13 protein-coding genes are annotated in these 20819 nt (G+C 68.8%); 2 read left to right on the forward strand and 11 right to left on the reverse strand.

From position 1 onward, the window contains the following. Positions 1-90 precede the first annotated feature (90 nt). The 7 genes from ACZK39_RS08860 to ACZK39_RS08890 form a co-directional block, all read right to left on the reverse strand. Positions 91-717, reverse strand: coding sequence for a chromosomal replication initiator protein DnaA (locus tag ACZK39_RS08860; RefSeq protein WP_182798933.1), 627 nt, complete (start codon positions 715-717; stop codon positions 91-93). Positions 718-1784: 1067 nt separating this feature from the next. Continuing rightward, entirely contained in the window at positions 1785-3272 is a 1488-nt protein-coding gene (locus ACZK39_RS08865; protein ID WP_463613095.1) for a glycoside hydrolase family 43 protein, read from the reverse strand. Then, on the reverse strand, positions 3269-5680 hold the full coding sequence (locus ACZK39_RS08870) for a beta-glucosidase (protein ID WP_463613096.1): 2412 nt from the start codon (positions 5678-5680) through the stop codon (positions 3269-3271). The genes ACZK39_RS08865 and ACZK39_RS08870 overlap by 4 nt, the downstream gene beginning before the upstream one ends. Before the next feature lie 76 nt (positions 5681-5756). Further along, positions 5757-6632 (reverse strand): ATP-binding cassette domain-containing protein, encoded by an 876-nt coding sequence (locus ACZK39_RS08875; RefSeq protein ID WP_459055449.1) that lies wholly within the window; start codon positions 6630-6632, stop codon positions 5757-5759. After that, complete coding sequence (locus ACZK39_RS08880) at positions 6629-8425, reverse strand: dipeptide/oligopeptide/nickel ABC transporter permease/ATP-binding protein (RefSeq protein WP_459055450.1); 1797 nt, start codon at positions 8423-8425, stop codon at positions 6629-6631. The genes ACZK39_RS08875 and ACZK39_RS08880 overlap by 4 nt, the downstream gene beginning before the upstream one ends. Continuing rightward, the gene (locus ACZK39_RS08885) at positions 8422-9363 is read right to left on the reverse strand and encodes an ABC transporter permease (RefSeq protein WP_459055452.1); all 942 of its coding nucleotides are present in this window, start codon (positions 9361-9363) and stop codon (positions 8422-8424) included. The genes ACZK39_RS08880 and ACZK39_RS08885 overlap by 4 nt, the downstream gene beginning before the upstream one ends. Before the next feature lie 14 nt (positions 9364-9377). Further along, positions 9378-10934 (reverse strand): ABC transporter substrate-binding protein, encoded by a 1557-nt coding sequence (locus ACZK39_RS08890; RefSeq protein WP_459055454.1) that lies wholly within the window; start codon positions 10932-10934, stop codon positions 9378-9380. Positions 10935-11073: 139 nt separating this feature from the next. Here ACZK39_RS08890 and ACZK39_RS08895 point away from each other — a divergent pair, with 139 nt between their 5' ends. Then, positions 11074-11733, forward strand: coding sequence for a TetR/AcrR family transcriptional regulator (locus ACZK39_RS08895; RefSeq protein ID WP_459055456.1), 660 nt, complete (start codon positions 11074-11076; stop codon positions 11731-11733). A gap of 179 nt (positions 11734-11912) precedes the next feature. On the opposite strand, the gene ppdK is transcribed toward ACZK39_RS08895, so the two are convergent. From ppdK to ptsP, 4 genes are all read right to left on the reverse strand, one after another. After that, a complete protein-coding gene (gene ppdK / locus ACZK39_RS08900) occupies positions 11913-14561 on the reverse strand; it encodes a pyruvate, phosphate dikinase (RefSeq protein ID WP_182781338.1) in 2649 nt (882 codons plus the stop codon). Positions 14562-14679: 118 nt separating this feature from the next. Continuing rightward, positions 14680-15567 carry a pyruvate, water dikinase regulatory protein gene (locus tag ACZK39_RS08905; protein WP_182781337.1) on the reverse strand — a complete coding sequence of 296 codons (888 nt, stop codon included), beginning with the start codon at positions 15565-15567 and terminating at the stop codon, positions 14680-14682. 196 nt (positions 15568-15763) lie between these two features. Then, a complete protein-coding gene (locus ACZK39_RS08910; RefSeq protein ID WP_182798935.1) occupies positions 15764-17527 on the reverse strand; it encodes a PTS transporter subunit EIIC in 1764 nt (587 codons plus the stop codon). 13 nt (positions 17528-17540) lie between these two features. Next, on the reverse strand, positions 17541-20141 hold the full coding sequence (gene ptsP / locus ACZK39_RS08915) for a phosphoenolpyruvate--protein phosphotransferase (RefSeq protein ID WP_463613097.1): 2601 nt from the start codon (positions 20139-20141) through the stop codon (positions 17541-17543). A gap of 230 nt (positions 20142-20371) precedes the next feature. On the opposite strand from ptsP, the gene ACZK39_RS08920 reads away from it, so the two are divergent. Beyond that, positions 20372-20770 (forward strand): SRPBCC family protein, encoded by a 399-nt coding sequence (locus ACZK39_RS08920; protein ID WP_182781334.1) that lies wholly within the window; start codon positions 20372-20374, stop codon positions 20768-20770. Positions 20771-20819 lie beyond the last annotated feature (49 nt).

The following is a 20819-nucleotide window of genomic DNA, read 5'->3' on the forward strand; positions in this document are numbered from 1 at the left end:
GAAGGGGGCGGGTCGACCATCAGGTCGGCCCGCCCCCTTCGTCTCCCGACCCCGTGGGGGTCTCAGGCGTGTAGGGGCGCCTGGGCGATGCTAGAAGCCGGTGGTGGCGAAGAGCCCGAACATGAAGACCAACCAGACGATGGTGAGGACCACCGAGGCGATCTGGATGATGCCCAGGATCTTGCCGATCAGATAGCCGATCTTCAGGGTTCCGTCCCACTGATACGGCGCGCCGGACTCGATCTGCCTCTTGATCTGGCCGCCCATGTACCAGGCGACGAACGGCACGATGGGCACGAAGAAGCCCAGGATGCCGAGCACCAGGATGGTGGTGGCCTGAGGGTGTTCCGGGTAGCCGTAGCCGTAGCCGGGCTGCTGGCCGTAGGCCTGCTGGCCGTAGGGCGCCACGCCGTAAGACGGCGGGATTCCCTGGCCGTACGGCGCCTGGCCGTAGGGGGTCTGGCCGTAGTCGGCGCCGTAGGAGGGCTGGGCCGGATCGCCGTAGGCCGGCTGCGCGTAGCCCGTCGCGGACCCGCCGTCGCGCGGCAGCTCGCCATAGGTGGGCTGCGCGTAGGGATCCGGGGAGCTCGGCGGGTAGATGGGCATCCGCTCGGTCTGGCCGCTCTGCTCCAGGGGCTGCGCGTACGGGTCTGCCGACCCGGGGTAGGTGGGCGACTCCTGCGGATCGGGCTGGCGGAATCCGGGCTGGTCGGACATGGCGCTCCTTCAAAGGCGTTGCTACCTCATGATTGTCCTGGATCGGAGGTCCACACGCCACCCGGTGACACCCCTGGCCTCGCCCTGGTTCAGCGCGAGCGTGGATCAGGGCAGGGCCCACTCCGCTGGCTGACTTGAAGGCAAGTCCGGATGGGCGTGTCATGGACCGCAGGGCGTTACTGGCCCAGACCGCGGCGCTGCGGCGGATGAGGTCGTCGTTGTCAGGCGGGTCGGGGTCGATCACCTCGACCAGGATCCCAAGTCCGCGGAGGCGGGGCGCCAGTGCGGGGCTCCACGCTCGGGGGGCCCACCAGAGGGTGCCATTACGGGCACGATTCCGCGCCCCACTCTCCTGAGGTCCGAGGCAGCCGCGAGTTCGCCGAGGCGAGCTGTAGGCCATGGCTCCCTGATCCGCTGATGGTGGGGTGCTCCTCTGCGCGGAAACGTGCCCGTAGTGCCGGTCACCCTGCCCTCGGTTGAGCGTGAAGGGCGGCACTGGCGTCCCGCCTCCGCGGCGGAACGTCGGTCGAGACACCGGACCAGGTGCCAGAGGCTTCGACGCGGCTGCGCCGCTGCGCGGCTCGGCCCGGCTCACCCAGCTGTCGGCGGGCAGCCACGTTCGATCACAGAGGGTCCCGCACCTGAGAGCAAGGGTGGGGGACGGCAGGGCGGCACTGCGCAGCGGTGCCCAACCCGACGATCACCCAGCTGGCATCCCGCTCAAGCAGACCCGACCCCAACGCCGCCCTGCCGGCCCACACCCGGAACAAGGCAACGCCACAGGCATGACCAGTGCGGGGAGACGCGAGACGATGCCCGGGCGGCCACAACAACCCAGCCACGGACCCGGCCGCGACAACCTCAAGAACATGGACAACGGCCGCCCGGGCATCGACTCACGCCTCACCGCACCCGACCACAAGAACTGCGTGAAGGTGGTAGTCACGACCCTTCGAGACGGCACCCGCGCCTTCGGCGGCGCGCCTCCTCAGGGAGCGATGGGGACGGGCCCCGCCGCTCCGCGGGCGACCCTCCTCATGGAGCGCTGGGGAGGTGCCACGCCGCCGTCAGGAGTTGTCGCCCCAGTAGTCGATGCGATCGACCGCGACCTTGCCCTCCGTCGCGTAGACGCCGAACACGCGGCCCGTGAAGGAGGCGGCGACCTCATTGGACAGGTAGCGGGCGTCGACCTCCTCGAGCACGCGGACGCTGCCGGACCCGTCGACGACACCCAGGGAGACGATGTCGGAGGACGGGTGCCCGAGCCCCTTCGCGGCGGGAACCGCGGAGGTCACGACGAGCGTCACGGGGCCGTCGCCCACCTCCAAGGAGGACTCGCGGACGAAGCCGGGGATGACGGCGCGAGCCGTGACCCTGCCGCCGGCCGCCTCGACCTCGTAGTGGAACTCCTCGTCGTAGCGGACCGCGAGTCCGCCGATGCCCTGGGAGGCATCCACGACGGCGCGGATCTCGCACGTCTGGTGCTCCTGGCGGTGGCCGACGAACACGGGCCGGAAGGCGCCCATGCCCTCGCCCTCACCGGTGAGCGTCAGCCAACCGGGGCGGATCTGGAGGTCGGCGACCCGTGCCGGCAGACGACGCACACCCATCCACTCCGGCCCGAGCGGGCCGTCGAAGTCCTCGGACCAGCCGAAACCGTCGCGCGGGTTGAGCTCGACAGGGTCGATCTCCAGCCACTCGTCGCGCGTCCAGCGCGCCGGCGAGATGAAGGTCTCGCGACCCAACGCGGAGAATGAGCGCACCATGCCGCGGGGACGGGTGCCGAGCATCACGACGTACCACTGGCCGTCGGGGCCCTCGACGAGGTCGCCGTGGCCCGTGCACTGGACGGGCCGCGCGGTGCCGCGTGCGGTGACCAGCGGGTTGTCGGGGCACGAGACGAACGGGCCTCGCGGCGAGTGCGAGCGTGCGATCGAGATGGAGTGGCCGCGCTCGGTGCCGCCCTCCGCGACCATCAGGTACCAGTGGTTGCCGATCGCGTAGAGGTGCGGCGCCTCCGGGAACATGCCGCCGTCGCCGGACCACAGCGACCGCTTCGGCTCCAGCACCTCCCCGGTGGCAACGTCGACGACGATCTGCTCGATGCCGCGATGCGCGCCGATGTCGGGGCCCGAGAGCACCAGGCCGGAGTACGTGATGTAGGCGGTGCCGTCCTCGTCCCAGGCCAGATCGGGGTCGATGCCCTCAAGGTCCACCACCACGCCGTCGCTCCACTCTCCGGCCGGGTCGGTGGCGGTGAAGATGCACGTGCCGCGGCCGGCGGTGTCGGTGACGATGAGGTAGAAGAGCCCGTCGTGGAACCGGATGGTCGGTGCCCAGACGCCCAGGTTGGTGGGCGCGTTGACCACGCCCAACTGCTCGTCACGCACCGCCACGTTGGAGACGTGGGTCCACGTGACCAGGTCCGTGGAGTGGTAGATCGGCAGGCCAGGGAGGTACTCGAAGGTGGAGGTGGCGAGGTAGTAGTCCTTCCCCACCCGCACGATGCTGGGGTCGGGGTTGAAGCCGGGGATGAGGGGGTTGGGGAGGTTCACGACAGCTCAACATCCAGGGTCAGGGGGGTGTCAGTCACGCTGGAGCCGACGTGGAGCGAGAACGTGCCGGGCTCCAGTTGCCACCCGCCGTCGAAGTGCTGGAATCGACGACGCGCGATGGTGATCTCGACGGTGGACGTCTGGCCGGCCTCGAGCCGGACGGGGGCGAACCCGGCGAGCCACCTGACCGGGCGGTCCACCGCGCTGACCTCGCGAGAGACGTACACCTGCACCACGTGCTTGCCCGCGCGGTCTCCAGTGTTGGTCACGCGGACCCCGACGGCCACGCCGTCGGCACCCGTCTCGACGGTGGCGTCGGCGAGCTCCCACGACGAGTACCCGAGGCCGTGTCCGAACTCGAAGGCCGGGCTGATGCCCGCCTTCAGCCAGGCGCGGTGGCCGATGTGGATGCCCTCGTCGTAGCGCAGGGTGCCGTCCTCGGGGGTGCAGTTGAGGACGGGCACGTCCTCGAGGGCGGCGGGCCACGTGGTGGGCAGGCGGCCACCCGGCTCCGCCTCCCCCATCAGCACGTCGGCGATGGCGTTGCCGAACTCCTGGCCTCCGAAGTAGCCCACCAGGACGGCGGCCACGTCGCCCCGCCACGGCATGAGGACCGGGGACCCGGAGTTGACGATGACGATGGTCTTCGGGTTGGCCGCGGCGACGGCGCGGACGAGGTCGTCCTGGCGGCCGGGGAGGTCCAGGTTCTCGCGGTCGTAGCCCTCGGACTCGACCTTGGAGTTGGTGCCCACCACGACGACGGCCACGTCCGCGGCGGCGGCGGCGTTCGCCGCGGCGCTGATCAGGTCGTCGGGATCGTGGTTGGCGGGCGCGGTGCCGAAGGTGACCCCGATGGCGCCGATGAGGGCGAACTGGGTGGAACCGAGGTCGAACTCGACGCGCAGGTCCAGCGGCTGCCCGGCGGTGAACTGCACGGGGCGGGTCTCCGACGGGGGCGCAAGCAGGGCGGCCCCGAGGTCGGTGCCGGTCACGATGGGCTGATCCTCGAACAGGAGCTCGCCGTCGACGAACACGCGGCCGCGCATGGAGGTGGCGAAGCCGAGCTCGCGCTCTTCCGTGACCGCGGGCGTGAAGCGGGTGTCCAGCGCGAGCACGGCGGCCTTCAGGATGACGTCCTCTCCACCCCCGAACCAGGTCAGGGAGGTGGCGAAGCGGTCCTCGGTCATCAACTCGTTGCCGTCGGCGTCGAGGAAGGTGGCCACCAGTCCGCGACCGCCGGTGCGGGGGTTGGCCAGCTGCTCCGGGTTGATGGCCGCGACACCCTCCTGCACCACCGCCCCGAGGCTGTAGGTCACGTCGACGCCGGGCAGCGCGGCCCGGAGCCCGTCGAGGGGGTTCACCACTCTCTCCGGCACGACGGTGGCGCTGCCGCCGCCCTGGGTGCGGGCCTCGTCGGCGTTGTGGCCGATCAGTGCCACGCTCGTCAGCCCCGACGCGTCGAGCGGGAGGCTGCCGTCATTGGAGAGCAACACCATCCCCTCGGCTGCGGCGCGACGGACGAACGCGATGCCGTCCACAGCGGCAGGCGTGGCGGGGGTGGCGTCGCCGAGCGCTCCAACGCGCTCCGCGAGCAGCAGAATCCGCGCGACATGCCTGTCTATGGCCTCCTCAGACACTTCGCCGGACTCGATCGCCTTCAGCAGCGCGTCGCCCCAGACGCCGGGGGCGGGCATCTCGAGGTCCTGCTCGGCGTTGGCCGCGGCGGTGCTGCGGACTGCGGTCCAGTCGCTGACTACCACGCCGTCCCAGCCCCACTCGCTGCGCAAGGGGTCGCGCAGCAGGTCGTTCTCGGTCATGGTGGCCCCGTTGACCGAGTTGTAGGCGCTCATGATGGACCAGGTGCCCGCCTCGACGGCCCGCTCGAACGGCGCGAGGTAGAGCTCGCGCAGCGTGCGCTCGCCGGCGACGACGTCGACGGTGAAGCGGTCGGTCTCGAAGTCGTTGGCCACGTAGTGCTTGGGTGTCGCGGCCACGCCGTTGTCCTGCAGCCCCGCGACGTAGGAGGCGGCCAGCTCGCCGGTGAGCACCGGGTCCTCGCTGAAGCACTCGAAGTGGCGGCCGCCGAGCGGCGAGCGGTGGAGGTTGATGGTGGGGCCGAGCACCCAGTCCACACCCTTGCGGCGGGCCTCGGACGCCGCTGCGGCACCGTACTCGCCGGCCAGCTCGACGTCCCAGGACGAGGCCAGGGCGGTGGCCGACGGCATGTTCAGCGACGGAGACCGCTCGTCCCAGACCGGGCCGCGCACCCCGGAAGGGCCGTCGGAGAGGGTCATCTTGCGCAGCCCGATCTCGGGGATCTCGATGGTGGTCCAGAAGTCCTCGCCGGTGAGGAGTCGGACCTTGGTGGGTAGGTCGAGCTGCGCCACGAGGGCGTCGATGTGGGTCATTGTTGGTCTCTCCCGTGCTTCAGTCAGGGGTGGTGTGGGTCGGGGAGGCGGGTCGGCCGCCTCCCCGAGGGGGTGCTCAGAGAGCGTCGAGCTCAAGGCCCGCGCCGGCCTGTTCCTTCATCTCCGCCTGCTGTGCGAGCATCCGCAGCCGCTGCGCGCGGCGCGCCTCCTGGCGGTCCGGGTCAGGAACCGGGGCCGCCATGAACAGACGTTGGGTGTAGGGGTGTTCGGGGTGCTTGGTGACCGCGTCGACCAGCCCGGACTCCACGATCTCGCCGCGGTACAGCACAGCCACCCGGTGGCTGACGTGCCGCACGACGGCGAGGTCGTGGGTGACGAAGAGCAGGGCCACGCCGGTGGCCTCCTGGATTTCGACGAACAGGTCCAGCACGCGGGCCTGCGTCGACAGGTCCAGCGCCGAGACCGCCTCGTCGGCGACAATCAGCTTCGGGTCGAGGGCCAGCGCCCTGGCGATGGCGATCCGCTGACGCTGGCCGCCGGAGAACTCCTTGGGGAGCCGGCTGCCTGAGTCGGTGGGCATGTGGACCTTGTCCAGCAGGTCCTTCACCCGCGCCCGCGCCGCCTTACCCTCGACGCCGTTGGCGGTGAGCGGCTCGGCGAGGATCTGCTCGATCGTCATCGACGGGTTCAGCGAGGAATACGGGTCCTGGAACACCACCTGGATGTCCTTGGCCAGCTTTCGGCGCTCCCTGCGGTGCAGCTGCGAGATGTCCTGACCGTTGAACGTGATGGACCCGCCGCTGACCGGGGCCAGCCCGAGGACCGCGCGGCCCAGGGTGGTCTTGCCGGAGCCCGATTCCCCCACCAGGCCCACCGTCTCGCCCGGAAGGATGTCGAGGGAGACGGACTTCAGGGCATGGAAGGGCTTGCGGCCACCGCCACCCGGGTAGATGACGTCGAGGTCCTTGACCTCAAGGAGCGTGGTGGTCATGCGACGCCTCCAACGGTGAGCGGCGGGCGGACGGGACCGTCCTCGTCGAGCATGGCGTCGAGGAGCGAGCGGGTGTAGTCGTGCTGGGGAGCTTTGAAGATGGACCTGACAGGCCCAGTTTCGACGATGAGGCCCTCCTTCATCACCGAGACGCGGTCGCAGAGGTCCGCGACAACGCCGAAGTTGTGCGTGACCAGCAGCACAGCCATGTGGAACTCGCTCTGCAGGTCCCGGATCAGGTCCAGAACCTCAGCCTGGATGGTGACATCCAGCGCCGTGGTGGGCTCGTCGGCGATGAGCAGGTCCGGGTCCGAGGACACCGCACCGGCGATCAGCACGCGTTGGGCCATGCCGCCGGAGACCTGATGGGGATAGGAGTTGAAGGTGCGCTCCGGCTCGGGAATGCCGACCCGCGCCAACAGCGCGAGCGCCCGCTCCTTGGCAGCCACCTTGTCCAGCCCCATGGTTGCTCGGAGTGGCTCGACGAGCTGGCTGCCGATGGTGAACATTGGATCCAGATTGCTCATCGGCTCCTGCGGGATGTAGGCGATCTTCTTGCCCCGCACCGCGGCATGCCCGCGGGCGCTCCCGGAGACCAGATCGGTTCCCTCGAACACGATCGAGCCGCCGAGCACCCGCCCACCAGTCGGGAGGAGGCCCAGGACCGCGAAGGAGGTCTGGGTCTTGCCCGAGCCGGACTCGCCGATCAGCCCGTGCACCTCGCCGCGCCTGATCGTCAGGTCCACGCCGTGGACCACCTCGATCACGGCACCGTCGGGCTGGTCGTAGCCGACCCGCAGGTCTGTGACCTCGAGCAGCACCTCGCCGGTGCGCTCCGCGATGCGGGCGTCGTCCTCGTGCTTGAGGGACGCGGGGGCCGCCTTCTTCTCGGGATCGGACCGCTTCTTCTTCCGGCCCGCGGTCGCGGTCCGTTCGAGGGCGTCGCGCATGGCGTTGGCCAGGAGAGTGAGCGAGATGGTGGTCAGGCCGATGGCCAGTGACGGCCACAGCATGTTGATCGGCATGCGGTACATGACGTCGAACCCATCCGCGAGCATCGAGCCCCAGGTGGGGGTCTGCGGGTCGCCGATGCCCAGGAATTCGAGGCCGGACTGGATCGCGATCGCGATCGCCATGATCATCGAGGCCTGAATGATGATCGGCGCCCGGACGACGCCGAGGATGTGCCGGCTCATGATGCGTGCGTCGGACAGGCCGGCCACGCGCGCCGCATCGACGTAGAGCTCCTCACGCACCGCACTGACCGAGGCGTAGACGAGCCGGTAGAACGACGGGCTCATCAGGAAACCGAAGATCACCATCGACCAGTACACCGACGGCCCGACGACAGCGCGGGCGGCCAGCAGGACGATGATGCCCGGCAGGGCCATGGTCAGCGACGTGACCCACGTGAACGTGGTGTCGAGCCACCCCTTGTAGTACCCGGCGAGGAGGCCGGCCGTGACGCCGATGAGGAGAGCCACCACGAGGGCGACGAGCGCTGCCGAGATGGAGATCTGGGTGGCGGACAGGAGACGGGAGAAGATGTCGCGGCCAGCGCCGTCGTACCCGAGGAGGGACCCGTCGCCGGCGGGGGCGAGGATCTTGTAGGCGTCGGCCTTGTTGCCGTCGAGCGGCGCCAACATGGGACCGAAGAGCGCGGCGAGGCCGACCAACCCAAGGAATGTCATGGCGAAGACGGCCACCGGGTTGCGGAACACGCGGCGCAGCACCCCGGACCGCTTGGCCGCCTGGGGGGCCACCGGAATCTGGAGAGTGACTTGTTGGCTCATCCGAGTCTCACCTTCGGGTTCAGCAGACCTTGCGCGATGTCGATCAGGAGGTTGACGATGATGACGATGACCGCTGTGGCCACCACCAGACCCATCACCATTGGAATGTCACCCTGTGTGGTGGCACCCACGGAGAGCTGGCCGAGGCCGGGCATCTGGAAGACCTGTTCCACGATGACGGCGCCGCCCAGCATGCCGATGAACTGGACGTTCAGCACCGCCAGGGCTGGGCTCAGGGAGTTTCGGAGGACGTGCTTGAAGACGACGCTCCGGGTGCCCAGGCCGCGGGAGCGCAGCGTACGGACGTAGTCCTTCTGAAGCGCGTCGACGACGGATCCTCGGATCTGCTGGGCCACCGCGGACGATCCGCCGATGGCCAGCGCCGTGATGGGGAGGGCCACAGACCGCGCCCACCCGCCGAAGCCGTCTCTCAGCGGGGTGAACCCGGTGGCGTTGAACCACCCGAGCTCGATGGCGAAGACGAAGACCAGGCCCACGGCGATGAGGAAGCCGGGGATGGCCATGCCGAGCACGGTCAGGAACTGGATGCCGCGATCAACCCAGCCTCCGGAGAGAGCCGCCAGGACCCCGAGAATCACGGCAAACACTGCGGTGATCAGAGTGGCGCCGATGACCAGCGAGAGTGTGACCATCAGCCGGCTGGTGACGCCGTCGATGACGAGCTGCCCGGAGAACCAGGACCGGCCGAAATCACCGGTGAGCGCGTTGCCCAGCCAGCTCATGTACTGCTCCCAGAGGGGGCGGTCCAGGCCCAGCTCGGCCGCCTTGGCCGCCACCTGTTCCTGCGTGGCGGTCTGTCCGACAAGTCGACGGGCGATGTCGCCGCCGCCGAGATACAGCAGGACGAAGGCCAGGGTGGTGATGGCGAAGACCAGCACCACCCCGGCGATCAGCCTGCGTCCGATGAAACGCAGCATCTACTCAGTTCCGATCAGGCGGGCTTGGTGTCGTAGAGGTTAGGGATGGTGTTGGTCGGAAGCATCGTCACCGTGGTCTGAGCATCGGTGGCGATCACGCCGTTGACGCGGTAGAACGGCGCGAACCACGCCTCTTCGACGATGTGGGCGTTGAGCTCCTTGATCAGTTCGTCGCGGCGGGCGTCGTCGGCCGTGCGGTACTCGTCCAGGATCTCCGCGACCTTGGGGTCGGCGTACTTGAACGGGTTGAACACGGCGCTCTCGGCGATCATGAACTGCGTGAGCTGCCAGTCCGGGTTCTGCTCGAGCGCCATGAAGGCGGCGGAGAACTTCGGCGCCAGGAGGTCGGCGATGAAGTTCTGGCCGGGCTGGACGTCGTTGACGGTGATGTTGATCTCGGACAGGGCCTGCGCGACGAGGGCGTAGACGGTGCTGCCGAGGACGGGCGAGCTGGGCATGTCCATCGAGAACCCGGCCTCGTAGCCGGCCTCCGCCATCAGAGACTTGGCCTTCTCGATGTCGTAGGGGTAGCGCTCATCGAGTGCCTCGTCGTAGGCGGCCGACGTGGGTGGGAACACCTGGCCGGTGACGGTGCCGTAGCCCAGTGCGACTGCCTGCAGCATGGCTGGGCGGTCGAAGACGTGGTTGATGGCCTGGCGAACGCGGACGTCGCCCAGCTCAGGGGTCTGCACACCCGCGCGGTCCAGCAGCAGCAGGCCCTGGAAGTCCAATTCGTTCTTGTTGAGCGTCCAACCTGCGCCCTCGGCTTCCGCGAAGGTCTCGGCCGAGGAGAGCTTGGCGTAGTTGATCTCGCCGGCGCGCAGCGCGTTGAGCATGGCGGTGGTGTCCTCGAAGACGCGCATGACGATGGCGTCGTAGTGCTGCACGTCGGGGTTCCAGTAGCCCTCGCGCTTGAGGAAGGTGTAGCTGGTGTTGGTGACAGTGTTGGCCACATCGAGCGTGTAGGGGCCGGAGCCGACGGGCTCGGTGGCCAGGTTGGGGTCCTCGACCGCAGCCGGGCTGGCGACGAGGCCGGCAGTGCGGGTCAGGTAGTTGAGGAACGCCGGATCCGGTGCGGTGAACGTCACGATGACCGTGCTCTCACCCTGGGCGGTGATGGCGTCGACGTTGGCCATGTAGCCGGCGTCAGGGCCGGTGCCGGACTTGAAGCGGTTCATGCTGAGAGCGGCGGCCTCGGCGGTGAGCTTCTCGCCGTCGGAGAAGGTGACGTCGTCGCGCAGGGTCAGGGTGAGGGTCGTCTGCGCCTCGTCGTACTCGAAGGCGGTGGCGAGCCAGGGCTCGATGGTGGCGTCCGGTGTGGCTACCAACATAGTGTCGTAGGCAGCCTGGTAATACGGGAGGCGGTTGCCCCACTCGGCTACGGACGGGTCGAACGACATGGGTGCCGAGATCAGGCCCATCACGAGCTCGCCGCCGCTTGCGCCGCCGCTCGGCGAGGCGCCACCGGTCTCGGTACCGGTCCCGCCGTCATCGGAACAGGCGGTTGAGAGTCCCAATGCGGCCACTGCGACAGATGCGGCGCCGATCTTGAGGAAGTCCCTACGGATCATCTTTGGTCCCTTCACACTGTGGCCGCGCATCCTTGCTTCGGCCTTCTGACGGAAACCATAGCAACAAAACCGAGCAGGCGGTAGGTTTTGAGACACACTCGTGATGCCCGATACTTGACAGCAACCAAAGGAGGTTGTCGTGACGATTTCGCCCATCGTTCCCGATGAGACGACGGCGGGCCCGCGGGGCACCTACCGCAAGACCGCAGGCACCCGGGCGAGGATCCTCGACGCAGCGCTCCAGGTCTTCGGCGTGCAGGGCTACGAGGCAGGGTCCTTACGGGAGGTGGCTGCTCTGGCGGGCATCAGCCAGGCGGGCTTGCTGCACCACTTCCCCAACAAGGTGGCCCTCCTGTCAGCTGTCCTGGAGCGGCGCGACGAGGGCGCCAGCGCGCTGACCATGGGGAAGCCGCCAGGCATCGAGGTGCTGGGCTGGCTCGTCGAGTATGCCCGGGAGAGCGCCTTCAAGCCCGGCGAGATCGAGCTCTTCGCGGTCCTGTCGGCCGAGGCGACCCGACCCGAACACCCGGCCAACGCCTACATGAGGCGCAGATACGAGTGGGTGACTGACATCGCGGGGGAATCGCTGGCCGCCGCACGCGACCAGGGCCACCTGAAGCCCGGCCTGGACCCGCTGAGAGTGGCGTCGCAGATGTTCGCCCTCTGGGATGGGCTCCAGATCCAGTGGCTGCTGAAGGTCAACGACGTCAACGTCGCGGAGGGCATCGAGCACTTCCTCGACCTGCACCTCGTCAGGCCCCTCCGCGAACTGCTGCGCGAGGTCCAAGCCCAACGCTGATGTTGGGCAGGCCGCTGGTCGCCGCTGACCCAACCGCTGACTGAAACGGAGGCTGACAAGGTCACGTTCTTCAGGCTTCGAGGCCGCTCCGCGGCACCTCAGCCAGCGGAATGGGACGAGACGCGAGGAGGGGCGGTCGGCAGCACACTGCTGCCGACCGCCCCATCATCCAGTTGCGCTCAGCGCTGCTTCAGCACCGCCTTCGCCGCCGCGAACCGCGCGATCGGCACCCGGAACGGCGAGCAGCTCACGTAGTCCAGGCCGACGGAGTTGAAGAACTCGATCGAGTCCGGATCCCCCCCGTGCTCACCGCAGACGCCGGTCTTCAGCTTCGGCTTCACCGAGCGGCCCTTCTCCACGCCCATCTGCACCAGCTGTCCGACGCCCTCGACGTCGATCGTCTCGAACGGGTTGCGCTCCAGCACGCGCTCCATCACGTAGGTGGTGAGGAACCCGTTCTCGGCGTCGTCGCGGGAGATGCCGATGGCGGTCTGGGTGAGGTCGTTGGTGCCGAAGGAGAAGAAGTCCGCGAACTCGGCGATCTTGTCCGCCACCAGCGCGGCGCGCGGAAGCTCGATCATGGTGCCCACCGTGTAGTCGAGCTCACGACCTGCCTTGGCCAGCTCGTCCTCCACAGCCGCGACGACGATGGCCCGCTGGGTCTCCAGCTCCTGGGTCAACGCCACGAGCGGGATCATGATCTCCACGCCCACCGTCTCCCCCTCACGGTCCAGCACCGCGAGCGCGGCGCGGACGATGGCGCGGGCCTGCATGTCCGGAATCTCCGGGTACAGCATGGCGAGGCGGCAGCCGCGGGTGCCGAGCATCGGGTTGATCTCGTGCAGCCTCTTGACCTGGGCGAGCGTCGCCTTGGCGTCTGCCAACTCCTGCGCGTCCCCACCCTGCAGCTCCAGCCGCTGCACCAGCAGCGACTGCTCCACGAGGTTGGGCAGGAACTCGTGCAGCGGCGGGTCCAGCAGGCGAACCGTGACCGGCAGCCCCTTCATGGCGGTGAAGATGCCCTCGAAGTCCACCTGCTGCATGGGCAGGATCTCGGCGAGCGCGGCGGAGCGCTGCTCCGGGCTCTCCGCGAGGATCATCTTGCGCACCGCGGGAAGGCGGTCCTGCGCCATGAACATGTGCTCGGTGCGGCAGAGCCCAATCCCCTCGGCCCCCAGCTCGCGGGCCTTCGTCGCGTCCTCGAAGTTGTCCGCGTTGGCGCGCACACCGAGGCGGCGCACCTCGTCGGCCCACTCGACCACACGGGAGAAGTCCTCATTGATCTGCGGAGGAATGAGCTCGAGCTCCTCGCCGTAGACGAGGCCCTCGGTGCCGTCGAGGGTGATGATCTCGCCCTCGGCGATGACCCGATCACCGATGGTGAGGGTCTTGCCCACAGTGTCGATCCGGATGCCCTGAGCGCCGGCCACGCACGGCTTGCCCATGCCGCGTGCCACGACGGCCGCGTGCGAGGTCATGCCACCGTGGGCTGTGAGGATGCCCTGGCAGACGATGACGCCGTGAATGTCGTCAGGGGTGGTCTCGAAGCGGACGAGGACCACGGGCTCGCCGCGACCCCCGCGCTCCGCGGCGGTGTCCGCGTCGAAGACCACCTCGCCGACGGCGGCGCCGGGTGAGGCCGGCAGGCCCTGGGCGATGGGCGTCTTGCCGTGATGCGGGTCGATGGCCGGGTGCAGCAGCTGATCCAGCTGTCCGGGCTCGATGCGCATCAGGGCCTCCTCCTGCGTGAGCAGGCCCTCGTCGACGAGGTCCGAGGCCACCTTGAGGGCGGCCGCGGCGGTGCGCTTGCCGTTGCGGGTCTGCAGCAGGTAGAGCTTGCCGTTCTCGACGGTGAACTCCATGTCCTGCATGTCGCGGTAGTGCTGCTCCATCTTGTGCATGGTGGCGATCAGCTCGTCGTAGGCCTCGGGCAGCACCTCCCTCATCTCACCGAGCGGGCGGGGGGTGCGGATGCCGGCGACGACGTCCTCGCCCTGGGCGTTGACCAGGAACTCGCCGTAGAGGGCCTTCTCGCCGGTGGAGGGGTCGCGGGTGAAGCAGACGCCGGTGGCCGAGGTGTCGCCGCGGTTGCCGAAGACCATCTGCATGATGTTGACCGCGGTGCCCAGGTCCGCAGGGATGTTGTGGGCGCGGCGGTAGACGTCCGCGCGGGGGTTGAGCCAGGACTTGAACACGGCGTCGATGGCCCGGTTGAGCTGCTCAACGGGGTCCGAGGTCCACTCGCCGCCCAGGTGGTCGTTGGAGATGTCCTTGAAGGACTGGACGAGGCCCTTGAGGTCCTCGGCGGACAGGTCAGTGTCCAGCTCGACGCCGCGCTGGTGCTTGAGTGCGGTCAGGGCATCCTCGTAGGCATGCCCGGGCACGCCCTCCACCACTTCGCCGTACATCTGGATGAAGCGGCGGTAGCAGTCCCACGCGAAGCGCTCATTGCCGGACTCCGCGGCCACCGCGGCCACCGACTCGTCGGAGATGCCCAGGTTGAGGATGGTGTCCATCATTCCTGGCATCGAGTGGACGGCGCCGGAGCGGACGGAGACGAGCAGCGGCTTCTCGCTGCCGCCGAGCGTGCGCCCGGTGCGCTCCTCCAGGCGGGCCAGACCGGCCGCGATCTGATCCGAGAGGCCCTCCGGCCATTCGCCCTTGCGCTTCATGGTCTGGACGCAGGCCGTGGTGGTGACGGTGAACGCGTCGGGCACGGGAACGCCCACGCGCTTCATCTCCGCGACGCCGGCGCCCTTACCTCCGAGGAGGTTACGCATCGTGGCGTCACCCTCGGACAGGTCATAGATGTAACGATCCTCGCTCATGCTGGGGAAATCTCCTTTGACAACCCTGGGGACCTCGATGTCCCCATCCGTCGCCCAGCCTAGACCCGACGCCTCGGCACCGCGCCCCAGGGGCGAACTTCTCCCACCCCTTGCGGGATCACGGAGACCAGGGCGTGCCCGGCCGGACGATGCCCGGTGGGCGACGGAGTCGTGCGCCCACCTGCTTGGCCCGATCGTCGACCATTTCGATGATCCGCGACGCCGCCTCCTCGATGGCCACCCCAGTGGTGTCGACGATGGGGCACCCCAGGCGCTTCTGGACCTTGCCGATCTCGTCGAGTTCGTCATAGATCTTGACCAGGTCCGCGTAGCCGTCCTTGGTGCCGAAGCCGCCCATGCCCCGCACGCGCTGCCCGCGGATCTTCAGCAGCCGCTCGGCGTCCATCGTCAATCCGACGATGCGCCACCGGTCCAGCTCGAAGAGTTCCTTGGGTGGCGTGATGCCGGGCACCAGCGGCACGTTGACGGCCTTGTAGCCCATGTAGCCCAGGTAGATCGACAGGGGCGTCTTCCCGGATCGCGACGGCCCCACCAGGCAGATGTCGGCCTCCCGCAGCGCTGCAGGGAGGGAGCCGTCGTCCATCCGGACGGCGAAGTCGATGGCCGCCATCCGCACGAAGTACTCGGCCTCCACCCCGGGGGGACGCATCGCCACCTGGTCCGCCTCGATGCCCGAGATGCGCTCCAGGGCGTGCATCGCGTCGGTCATCAGGTCCGCGTACGGGAGGTCGGCGTCGCGGCAGAAGTTGCGCACCAGGTCCGCCAGCTCCTCGTTGACGAGGGTGAAGAACACGGCTGCGGCAGGCGCGCTGTCGCGGACGGCCTCCAACGCGCGCAGCAGGGCCGCGGTGGTGTTGATCTTGCGATGGCGGACGATGGTGAAGTCGCGGCTCGGGAACTGGGTGATCGCCGCCCGCGCGATCCGGGCGGCCGTCTCCCCCGTCGAGTCGGCGATGATGTGGATTTCCAGCGGCTCTGCTGACATGGTCCACACTCTATGACCCCGGGCTCGGAGCGAGAGGCCGCCCCAGCGCTCGGGCCAGGATCGGGTTTGAGCAAATGGCATGGGTCAACGCGGACTCGGGCCTATTTGATCGATCCAGAGAACCGTGAGCCCTGCCATTTGCTCAAACCCCTCCCAACCCGCCAGCCCGGGAGGCGGCGGGTGATGGGGCTAGGAGTCAGACGGAGGCGAGGCGCCGTCGCATCCCCTCGGCGTACTGTTCCGCCTCCAGACCGGCGACGAGGTGCCACGTGTTGGGCGCCACCTTGACCGCGCCTGCCAGGCCGGCCCGCTGCAGCGCCTCGACATCCACGAGGGAGTCGTCCTTGACACCGACGCGCACGCGGGTCTCAGCGATCCACTCCACGCCGTCGACGTTCTCCTCGCCGCCGAGGGCCGTCACCCACTGGCGGGCCTGGTTGACCTGGACATCGTCGACGACGATGATGCGGGGCTCCGCCGTTGCGGCGACGTCGGCGTCCACGTTGCCGCGGCGTGCGGCCGCCTTCTGCTCCGGCGTGCGGTAGTCGGTGAAGACGACCAGCAGCATCGAGGTGAAGAACGCAGCCGCGATGGCCAGGGCGTAGAGGGCGATGTTGTCGAACGCCGGGATGGTCAGCAGGGAGGTGAACACGAACGCGCTCGTCTTCAGGCCACCGCCGAAGCCGATGATGACGCCGCCGACGAGGCAGCCGGCCAGCAGGCGCGGATAGATCTTCTTGAATCGCAGATGGATGCCGTAAAGGCTGGGCTCGGAGATGCCGCCGAGCAGGCCCGCGGCCAACGCACCGGAGGCCGTCTGCCGCATCTGGACATCGCGTTCCTTCCACGCGAGGTACAGCACTCCGGCGGTGGCCCCGAAGCAGGCGAAGTTCCAGGCGCCCATGGGCCCCTGGATGTAGTCGAACCCGTTCTGCGAGATGTTGAGCAGCATGATGGCGTTGATCGGCCAGTGCAGACCCAGCGGCACCATGAAGGGGTATGCCAGGGGGACCACGATCGCGAAGATGAACGGCGAGAAGGCGTTGATGGACTCCAGCACCGAGGCCAGGCCGGCGCCGGCGTAGACGCCGATCGGGCCGATGAGGAAGGCCGTCAGCGGCAGCATGACCAGCATGGCGAGGAACGGCACGAAAATGAGGTGCAGGTTCTCAGGGATGACCTTCTTCAACAGCTTGTAGAGCGGGCCCAGCACCCCTGCCATGAGCAGCGGCGGGAACACCTGCGAGGAGTAGTTGAAGATGGTCAGCGGGACGCCGAAGATGTCGACCAGCGTCACCTCGCTCCCCGCGATCATCGCCGTGTAGGCCTCGTCGATGCCGCCCAGAGCGCTGAAGCCCGGCAACATGACCAGGCCCATGATCGCGAACCCCACCCATGGGTCAGCGCCGAGCTTCTTCGAGGCGTTGTAGGCCACCATGAGCGGCAGGAACACGAACACCGACTGCCACAGCAGGTTCATGAACTGCCACGACGGCGGGAGCGTCACGCGCGGATCCGCCCAGTTCCCGATCACGCCGAGGGTGCTCATCAGCGACATGAAGGTGATGAACAGGGAGGCGCCGAGCAGGGCGCCGAGGATGGGACGGAAGCTGTCCGAGAGGAACTCGAAGAACGAGTCGATCCAGGCGAACCTGCCCCGTACTCCGCCGGCCCGGGCTGCGGCCTTGAGCTCCTCGTCGCTCAATGGCGTCTGGTTCTTGAGCTCCGGCAGCTCGTTGATCTCGTTGTAGACGTTCTGCACGGCGCCGCCGATGATCACCTGGAAGCGTTCGCCCGACTGGGGCACCGCGCCCATCACACCCTTGATGGATTCGACGGCGGCCACGTCGATGCCCGAGGCGTCGCGCAGCTGGAACCGGAGGCGGGTGGCGCAGTGGCTCAGCCCGACGATGTTTCCGCCCCCACCGACGGCGGTGACGATGTCCTGTGCGGTGCTCATCTTGGATCGCCTCTCAGTTCTCAGCCATGGGCACGAGCGCCCGGACTTCTTGCGGGGTGGAGCAGGCCACCGCACGGGCGGCCAACTCCTGACAGGTGACCAGGTCGTAGGCGCGGACCATGGCCTTGACCGCCGGGATGGCGGGGATCGAGCAGCTGAGCTCGTCCACCCCGAGCCCGACGAGGAGTGGCACGGCCTGCGGATCCGAGGCCACACCTCCGCACACGCCCAGCCACTTCCCGTGCGCGTGCAGCGCCTCCGCGGCGCCACCGATCAGGGTGAGGACCGCCGGGTTGCACGGATCCACCTGGGCTGCGAGCTTCGGGTGGCCACGGTCCATGGCGAGGGTGTAGCTAGTCAGGTCGTTGGTGCCCACGCTGAAGAAGTCGCAACCCTCCTCAGCAGCGAACTGCTTGGCCATGACGGCCACCGACGGGACCTCCATCATGATCCCCACCACCACGTCCGCGTCCGGCGCGTGGGCGGCGCGTTCCTCGTCGAAGATGGCCTTGGTCCGCCGCCAGTCCTCGATGGTGGCGATCATCGGGAACATCACGTGCAGCTTCGCGCCGGCGCCCGCCGCGTCGAGGATGGCCCGGATCTGGGTCCTGAGCACCTCCGGCTGCTCCAGCCCGACGCGCACGCCGCGGATGCCGAGGAACGGGTTCTCCTCGGCCGGGATCGGAAGGTAGGCCAGCGGCTTGTCGCCGCCCACGTCCAGCGTCCGGATGACCAGGGGCTGGCCCGGGCTGAGCGCCCGCGAGCACTGGGCGTAGATCTCGGCCTGCTCGTCCTCCGTGGGCGCGGTGGCGCGTCCCATGAACACGAACTCGCTGCGCAGCAGGCCGACGCCCTCGGCGCCCTTGGTCATGGCGCGCTCGGCGTCCTCCACGCCGCCGATGTTGGCCACCACCGCGACGCGATGACCGTCGGTGGTCACGGCAGGCTCATCCTTGGCCGCCTCCTCCTCAGCCTTGCGGACGGCGAGCCGCTCCTGCCTCCCACGGATCTCCTCCACCTGGTCCTCGGTGACGTTCATCCGCAGCGAGCCCGCGGTGCCGTCGAGGACCACCAGGGTGCCGTCGGCGATCTCGAGAGCTCTGCCCTCGATTCCGGCGACGGCCGGGATGTCGAGGGAGCGGGCGATGATGGCCACATGGCTGGAGGCGCCGCCGGCTGAGGTGGCGAAGCCTACGACGCGGCTGCGGTCCAGCTGGGCGGTGTCCGACGGGGTGAGGTCCTCGGCGATGAGGATGGTGTTCTCCGGCAACTCGGCGCGCTCGGAGCGCTGGCCGGTGAGCTCCTCCAGGACCCGCTGGCCCACGTCGCGCACGTCGTTGGCGCGCCCGGCGAGCACCTCGTTACTCAGGCCGGCCAGCTGATCGGCGAACGTGGCAAACGCGGCCCGCCACGCGAACGGTGCAGACTTGCCCTTGTCGATTGCGCTTGCCGCCAGGTCCAGCAGGTCGGGATCCGCCAGGATCTCCTGGTGCGCGGCGAAGATGGCCGCCTTGTCCTCCGACGCCTCGTCGGCGAGCCGCTTCTCGAGGGCGGACAGGTCCAGCAGGGCCCGGTCGATGGCTGAGTTGAGCTTGCGCCGCTCCAGGTGGTGATCCTCGGCCACCTCGTCGACGTCGATGTCCTTGCGCCGCATCTGCAGCACGCGGCCGATCCCGAGGCCCGGCGAGGCCGCGACACCCAGCATCAGGTCCCAGTCCCCGGACTTCGGGCCGACGGCCTGCGGCTCCGGCTCTGGCTCGACCTCGGGCTCCGGCTCCGCGACGGCCCGCCTCGCGGGAACCTCTTCCTCGGCGGTGGTCAGCGGTGGGCAGTCCTCCCCCAGGCCATCACGAACGGCCTGCGCCAACGCCGCGACGGCGTCCTCGGCGTCCGGCCCGTGGGCGGTGAACGTCACCTTCTCGGCGCGCGCCACGGCCAGGCCCATCACGGAGACGATGGACTTGGCGTTGGCCGATTCGTCGCCACGGCGTAGCCGGATATCGGAGCGGTACTGCTTCGCAAGGGCGGACAGGGTCGCGGCCGGGCGGGCGTGGATGCCGGTCGGGTTGGGCACGAGGATGCCGTCGGAGGCCGCGGTCCGCGCCGGGCCGGCGGCGGCAGGGTCATCGTCGGAGGCAACCGCCAGGACGACGGTGGCGGCCACGTCGACGCCAGCCGTGACCAGCCCGGTGGCAGCTTCGATGCTCGCCACGGCGTCCGAGTTGGTGATCACCATCTGGGTGAGGAGGCTCTTGGCCTTGCGGCCCACCTCGTCGAGGTCGAACTCGATCAGCGGATCCCCGACCGCGACGCGCTGGCCGGCCTTGACCTTGGGTGTAAACCCCTCGCCCACGAGGCGCACCGTGTCCAGCCCGATGTGCATGAGGATCTCGAGCCCCTCGTCGCTACGCACGGTCACGGCGTGCGCGGAGGGCTGGACGTCCATCACCTCACCCGCCACCGGGGAGATCAGGATGTGACCGAACGGGTCGATGGAGATCCCGTCGCCCACCATCTTGCGCGCGAACACCGGGTCCGGCACCTGGTCCAGCGGCACAAGCACTCCGGTCAGCGGCGCCAGCAGCGTCACGACTGTCGGGTTCTGAATGCTCACGGGGACCCCCTTCAGCGGCGCCGCCGACCCGGGGATCGGGCCTCGTCAGCGGGACCGTTCGATTGCTTGGGAGCGTATCCGTTTCAGGGCTCAGATGGAGGGAGAATTCTCTGACCTGCGGGGTCCGGGCGGGTTTCTGCCCATCCCCCTGCCCGACGTCAGACCGGCGGTACTACGCTGGATGGACAAGGGCACCACAGTCGTTGCCCGGCTTACCAGGAGGTGCAGTCATGGAGACCATGGAGGAGACCACCGAACCGAGAAGCGTGCGGGTGACACGCGTGGTCGCCCACCCGTTGGACAGCGTGTGGAATGTCCTCATGAAACCCCACGGAGCCGAAGCACTGCTCGGCGAAGGGGGACAGCTGGGTAGTAAGGGCGAGGATTGGCGCGCCTCAGACGGCACGTACGGCGTGACGCGCAGCTTCCATCCCAGAGAACAGATCAGATTCTCCTGGCACGCGAGCGACGGCGCCCCGCGCACGCTCGTGGACCTGCACATGCGTCAAGCCGGAGACCGGACCGAGCTCGAACTCGTCCATGAGCACCTGCCCAAGGACGTCGACGCGGATGAGTTGGAGCGGCGCTGGCAAGCGGCCCTCGAGAGGATCGACAGCGCGGCCTCGTGAGACGGCAGCTGGCCCGGGAGCGATCCCGGGCCAGCGTCATTTCTGCCTG

This window comes from Tessaracoccus luoxuelianae, assembly GCF_055326245.1.